Annotated in this window: 7 protein-coding genes; all 7 read right to left on the reverse strand. The window is 63.3% G+C overall.

The window, feature by feature from the left end:
* Positions 1-124: 124 nt before the first annotated feature.
* Positions 125-760: a protein phosphatase CheZ gene (gene cheZ, locus AC27VE_RS28805; RefSeq protein ID WP_488705662.1), complete on the reverse strand. Its 636-nt coding sequence runs from the start codon at positions 758-760 to the stop codon at positions 125-127.
* Positions 761-768: 8 nt separating this feature from the next.
* Positions 769-1,158, reverse strand: coding sequence for a chemotaxis response regulator CheY (cheY, locus tag AC27VE_RS28810; protein WP_008159684.1), 390 nt, complete (start codon positions 1,156-1,158; stop codon positions 769-771).
* A gap of 49 nt (positions 1,159-1,207) precedes the next feature.
* A complete protein-coding gene (locus AC27VE_RS28815) occupies positions 1,208-2,266 on the reverse strand; it encodes a protein-glutamate methylesterase/protein-glutamine glutaminase (protein WP_488705663.1) in 1,059 nt (352 codons plus the stop codon).
* Positions 2,267-2,286: 20 nt separating this feature from the next.
* Positions 2,287-3,141 carry a CheR family methyltransferase gene (locus AC27VE_RS28820; RefSeq protein WP_488705664.1) on the reverse strand — a complete coding sequence of 285 codons (855 nt, stop codon included), beginning with the start codon at positions 3,139-3,141 and terminating at the stop codon, positions 2,287-2,289.
* A gap of 8 nt (positions 3,142-3,149) precedes the next feature.
* Positions 3,150-4,853 (reverse strand): methyl-accepting chemotaxis protein, encoded by a 1,704-nt coding sequence (locus AC27VE_RS28825; RefSeq protein ID WP_488705665.1) that lies wholly within the window; start codon positions 4,851-4,853, stop codon positions 3,150-3,152.
* A 93-nt stretch (positions 4,854-4,946) separates the two neighbouring features.
* Entirely contained in the window at positions 4,947-5,447 is a 501-nt protein-coding gene (gene cheW, locus AC27VE_RS28830; RefSeq protein ID WP_105559861.1) for a chemotaxis protein CheW, read from the reverse strand.
* Between the two features lie 17 nt (positions 5,448-5,464).
* Positions 5,465-6,708 (reverse strand): chemotaxis protein CheW (locus tag AC27VE_RS28835; protein WP_488705666.1); only part of this gene is annotated, 1,244 nt, incomplete at its 5' end.

Raw genomic sequence — 6,708 nt, forward strand, 5'->3', positions numbered from 1 at the left:
TTTTCTTATGGCGGGAAGTCTATCGATCAGGCGCTGATTGCGCCCTTAGGGAATACGTTCATGCGCGCGGACTGCCCGCGCCCCGCACCGCCGGCGCCAAGGCCAAGCGGTGCGGCGCGAAGGATCAGAAGCCCAGGCTGGCCAGCAGGTCGTCGACCTGGTCCTGGCTGGTGACGACGTCCGTCTTGCCCTGCGGGCTGATCTGCGGCCCGTTGAGCAGGCTGTTGGCTTCGTCGCGGCGCTCTTGCGGCACGTTGTCCAGCAGCACTTGCAACAGTTCGCGTTCAATCGCGCCCACCACGTCCATCATGCGCATGATGACCTGGCCCGTCAGATCCTGGAAATCCTGCGCCATGATGATTTCCATCAACTTGGACTGGGTCTGCTGCGTCTGCTTGGGCACATCCGCGAGGAACGAGCGCGTGTCCTTCACCAGCTCGCGCGCTTCCGGCAATTCCAGCGGCTGGTCATACCATTGCTGCCAGCGGGAATCCAGCGCCTGCGCCGAACGCGACATATTGTCCTGGATGGGGCCCGCCTGCTCGGTTGCGTTCAAGACGCGATTGGCCGCCTGCTCGGTCATCTGCGCCACATAGCGCAGGCGATCGCGGGCGTCCGGAATCGCATTGGCCGCGTCCTTGATCGCCTGATCCAGGCCCAGTTCGCGCATGCTGTCGCGCAACATGCGGGTCAGCGAGGCAATGCGGTGGATCAGGTCAGGATTCTCCGCTGTGGGTTCAACGTTTTGCGTTGTGCTCATTGCACACCTCAGCCGGCAATTTTCTCGAAGATCTTGGTGAGCTTTTCTTCCAGCGTTGCCGCCGTGAAAGGCTTAACCACGTACCCGTTGGCGCCGGCCTGAGCCGCCGCCACGATGTTTTCCTTCTTGGCTTCGGCCGTCACCATCAGCACCGGCAATGAGGCCAGCGAGGCGTCGGCACGGATCTGCTTGAGCATTTCCAGGCCGTCCAGGTTGGGCATATTCCAGTCCGACACGACGAACTGGAAGCCGCCGTTACGCAGCTTTTCCAACCCGATCGCACCGTCCTCGGCCTCGTCCACGTTCTCGAAACCCAGCTCTTTGAGCAGGTTGCGGATGATTCGCCGCATTGTGGGGAAGTCATCCACCACCAGAATCTTCAGGCCCTTGTCTACCATCTTTCACTCCAGAAAAATTTGCTTGAGACCGATCGTGGATTCAGCCGCGTCAAACGCGGTGTCCACGGTCGCCCAGGCGAGTCAGAATGCGTTCGCTAATTGCCGACAGCGCTACCACTTCATCCGCGGCGCCAATGGCGATGGCCTCCCGGGGCATGCCGAACACCACGCAGCTGGCTTCATCTTGCGCGATCGTATGCGCGCCCGCGCGGTGCATGGCCAGCATGCCGGCAGCGCCGTCCTTGCCCATACCGGTCAAGATGACACCGATGGCGTTCTTGCCGGCGGCTATGGCGGCGGAATTGAACAACACGTCCACGGACGGACGGTGGCGGTTGACCGGTTCGCTGGCTTCCAGCTCGATCACATAGTTGGCGCCGCTGCGGCCCAGGCGCATATGCGTGTCGCCGCCCGGCGCCAGGTAGACGTGGCCGGGCAACACCCGGTCGCCGTGAACCGCCTCGCGCACCGTCACGGCGCACAGCGCGTCCAGGCGCTGCGCGAACGATCGCGTGAAGCCGGCGGGCATGTGCTGCGTGATCAGAATGGCGGGGCTGTCCGGAGGCAGGGGTTGCAGGACTTCACGGATGGCTTCGGTGCCGCCCGTGGAGGCGCCTACGATCACCAGCTTTTCCGAGCTTGCCAGCGGCCGGCGCAGCATCGGCGCGGGCGCGGCTTGCGGCGCATGCGGCGTGGGCGCGCGAAGCTTGGCCCGCGAGGCCGCGCGGATCTTATCCGCGATGATTTCGGTGTATTCCAGCAAACCGTCGCGGATGCCCAGCTTGGGTTTGGTCACGAAGTCGATGGCGCCCAGTTCCAGCGCGCGCAGCGTGATTTCCCCACCGCGCTCCGTCAGCGACGACACCATCACGACCGGCATCGGCCGCAGGCGCATCAGCTTTTCCAGGAAATCCAGCCCATCCATGCGCGGCATTTCGACGTCCAGCGTCAGCACGTCGGGGTTATGGCGCTTGATCAGCTCGCGCGCCACCAGCGGATCCGGCGCGGTCGCAACCACTTCCATATCCGGCTGGCTGTTGATGATCTCCGTCATCAACCCGCGCACCAGCGCGGAGTCGTCCACACACAAAACGCTTATTTTTTTCATTGTTTGCTGCCTTGGCCCGATCAGGCCTTACTCGCACATTCGTAGACCGTCTGCCCGCGCAGACGAAAATCCCGGCTGATGTAGGTGAAGTTCTCGGAGTGCCCGGCAAACAGCAGGCCACCCGGCTTGAGCAGCGGCACGAAACGCTCCAGTATCTTCGCCTGCGTCGGCTTGTCGAAATAGATCATGACATTGCGACAGAAGATCACATCGAACTTTTCGTTGATCGCCCAGGAAGGCGCCAGCAAGTTCAGCGTTTCGTAACGCACCATGTCGGCGATCTCGGGACGCACCCGGACCTGGCCTGCGTTGGCGCCACGGCCCTTGAGGAAGAACCGCCGCAACCGCTCTTCTTCCATCTTCGCCACCCGTTCGGCCGGGTACACCGCCGCCCGCGCCCGGTTCAACACATTCGTGTCGATGTCGGTGGCAAGCACCGTACACGCGCTGGCTCGCGGCCCCATCGCCTCGACCAGCGTCATGGCGATGGAATATGGCTCTTCGCCCGTGGAGGCGGCGCAGCACCACACCGACACCGGGCCGCCGCGCTTCTGCGCAAAATCGGCCAGGATGGGAAAGTGGTGCGACTCGCGGAAGAACGCCGTCAGATTGGTCGTGAGCGCATTGACGAAGTCTTCCCACTCGGCCGCGTCGGGCTCGTTTTCCAGCTGGTCCAGATAACTGCCGAAATCCTGCCGGCCCAGGGCGCGCAAGCGCCGCGCCAGCCGGCTGTAGACCATTTCTCGCTTGTGCGCGCCCAGCGAAATGCCGGCGCGCGCATGAATCATCTTGCGCACGCGGGAAAAGTCCGCGTCGCGGAAATCGAATTGGCGGTCCACCGGGATGGACGGCGCCGAAGTTGCTGCGGTTGCCACTACGCTCCTCAGTGCCCGAGCGCAAACGCGTCGGGCGCTTGCAAGCGAGAGTCGTCATCGGACGAACGCGCCGAAGACAGGCGATGCGCCGGCACTTCGATGACTTCGCCTGCGTTGATCTTGAATACCGCAACCGCTTCCGCCAGCCGTTGGGCTTGTTCCTGCAGCGAACCTGCGGCAGCGGCCGCTTCTTCCACCAAGGCCGCGTTCTGCTGCGTCACCTCGTCCATCTGCGACACGGCGCGGTTGACCTGGTCGATACCGCTGGATTGTTCCTCGGACGCCGCCGAGATCTCGCCCATGATGTCCGTCACGCGCTTGACGGAGGCCACGATCTCCTGCATCGTCGCGCCCGCGCGTTCCACCTGCTGCGAACCCGCACCCACCTTCGTGACCGAGTCTTCGATCAGGCCCTTGATTTCCTTGGCCGCTTGCGCGCTGCGCTGTGCCAGCGAGCGCACTTCACCCGCCACCACCGCAAAGCCCTTGCCCTGCTCGCCCGCGCGCGCCGCTTCCACTGCGGCGTTCAAGGCCAGGATGTTGGTCTGGAACGCGATGCCGTCGATGACGGACACGATTTCCGAAATCTTGCGCGAACTGGCCGAAATGCCGTGCATGGTGTTCACCACTTCCGACACCGCGGCACCGCCGCGCTCGGCCACGTCCGAGGCGCTTGCCGCCAGCTGGTTCGCCTGGCGCGCATTGTCGGCGTTCTGCTTCACGGTGGAGGCCAGTTGTTCCATCGAGGCCGCGGTTTCCTCAAGGGACGCCGCCTGCTGCTCGGTGCGGCTGGACAGGTCGGTATTGCCGGCCGCGATTTCATGCGAGCCCACATTGATCTCGTCCACGCCACGGCGCACCGTCGACACCGTGCGCGTCAGGCTTTCCTGCATGCGCTTGAGTGCAGCGAACAGTTGGCCGATTTCGTTGGTGTTGCGCACGTCCACGCGGGCGGTCAAGTCGCCGCCTGCGATGCGGTCGAAATGATGGCCGGCTTCCTTCAGCGGCTGCAGCACGCGGCGGCGCAGGAACACATAGGTCGCAAACACCAGCAGCGCGGCGATGACGCCGCCCGCACCGACGGCGATCAGCACGAATTGATAGCGCACCTGCGCCACTTCATGCGCGTCCAGCATCTTGCTGGCACGCCAGAAATCGAACCCCTCGACCGCACGGGCGAAGCGCCCTTCCAGCGCGTCCTGCACCGTCTGCACCTGCTTCTGGTAGGCCGGCATGTCGGCCTTTTCCAGGGCGGCGACCAGCGGCGTCAGGCCTTGCTGCACCAGCGCGCCATACGAGGCCTCGATTTCCTTGAGCGAGTCGGCAGCCTCGGCAGGCTGCGGCAGCGTCTTGTAATACTCGAATTCCGCCTGGCCCTTGTTCATGGCCGCTTTGGCGCGCTCCAGCAGGCCGGTGGCCTCCGAAGACAGGCCTTGCGTCAGCAAGGTGGCCTGGCCGACGCTGCTGACGATATCCGCATAGTTGGCGGTCGCCGCACGGGCGAGACCATTCATCGAGTCCTTGTAGCTGTACACCACGCGGCCTACCGCGTCGTCCAGTTCCTGCGATTGCTTGATTTCGGCCAGGGTCCCATTGCTGATGCGCAGGGACAGCACGCCGAGTGCCGCCCCGATCACCAACATGAATGAGAAAAACGCCAGCACCCACAAAAGGCTGCTGCGTATCGTCATGTTCGCGAAAAACTTGCGCATCACAAGAACCATCCCTTGACTGCAATCGTTAAAGGAAAGCGCCACATCGGATTCAATATGGCGCCTCTACCCCGCATTCCGGCCGGATTCCGATCAGGAAGCGGCCTTCTCCACCAGCGCCATTTCATCGCTGGTCATCATCTTTTCGATATCCACCAGGATCAGCATGCGCTCATCCACCGTACCCAGACCGGTCAGGTATTCGGTGGACAGCGTGGCGCCGAACTCGGGCGCCGGACGGATCTGGCCGGCGTTGAGCATCAGCACGTCGGACACGCCGTCGACCACGATGCCGACCACGCGACGGTCCAGATTCAGGATGATCACAACGGTCTGCTCGTTGTATTCGACCCGGCTCAGGTTGAACTTGATGCGCAGGTCGACGATCGGGACGATGATGCCACGCAGGTTCGTCACGCCCTTGATGAACGAGGGAACGTTGGCGATGCGGGTCACCGTGTCGGCGTCGTAGCCGCGGATTTCCTGCACTTTCAGGATGTCGATGCCGTACTCTTCATCGCCCAGCGTGAAGACCAGGAATTCGCTGCCGACATCTTCGTTGCGCGCGGATTGCGCTTGCGGTTTGGCTGCCATGATTTTTTAGTGCTCCATCAATTCAGAATGGCTTCGGGCTGCGACCAACGTTCACGGTTGGCGCGCGCAAGCGCAAATACGTCGACAATCAGCGCCACGCTGCCATCGCCCAGGATGGTGGCGGCGGAGATGCCGGGGACCTTGCGGTAATTCGACTCAAGGTTCTTGACCACGACCTGGTGCTGTCCGATCAGGTGATCGACCAGCAGCGCGAAACGGCGATCTTCGGCCTGCATGATGACGGCGATGGCCTGCGTGGGATCGGTCTGGGCGTCGTTGACGGAGAACACGCGGTGCATCTCGACCAGCGGCAGGTATTCGCCGCGGACATGCATCACGCGTTCGTTGCCGGCCACCGAATAGATCTGGTCGTTGGTCGGTTGCAGCGATTCCGTCACGTGGTTCAGCGGCAGGATGAAGGTTTCTTCGCCCACGCGCACCGACATGCCGTCCAGGATGGCCAGCGTCAGCGGCAGCACGATTCGCGTCGTCGTGCCGTTGCCCGGCTCGCAAGACAGCTGCACGTGGCCGCCCATGTCCTGGATGTTCCGGCGCACGACGTCCATGCCGACGCCGCGGCCGGAGATGTCCGTGACCTTTTCGGCCGTCGAGAAACCCGGCGCGAAGATCAGTTGCCAGATTTCGTCGTCCGGCGAATTCTCGTTGACTGCCAAGCCTTGGGCCATGGCCTTCTTCAGGATCTTCTCCCGATTCAGGCCGCCGCCGTCGTCGCTGACTTCGATGACGATGTTGCCGCCGTTATGCTGGGCGGACAACACCAGTTGGCCCACCGGATCCTTGCCGGCGGCGATACGCTTTTCGGGCGTCTCGATGCCGTGGTCCAGGCTGTTGCGCACCAAGTGCGTCAGCGGGTCAATGATGCGTTCGATCAGGCTCTTGTCCAGCTCGGTCGCGCGACCGTAGGTCTGCAGTTCAATCTGCTTGCCCATCTTGCTGGCGATGTCGCGCACCAGGCGCGGGAAGCGGCTGAACACGTAGTCCATCGGCATCATGCGGATCGACATCACCGCTTCCTGCAGGTCGCGGGCGTTGCGTTCCAGCTGCTCCATGCCGTTGAGCAGGCGATCGTGCAGGACCGGATCCAGCGTGGAGGCTGTCTGCGCCAGCATGGCTTGCGTAATGACCAGCTCGCCGACAAGGTTGATGACCTGGTCGACTTTTTCCACGCCCACGCGGATCGACGTGGATTCCTTGTCGGCATGCGCCGGGGCCGCCGGGCGCGTCGCGCGCGCCGCCGCCT

It is taken from the genome of Achromobacter sp. 18P8.1.1, assembly GCF_057799415.1.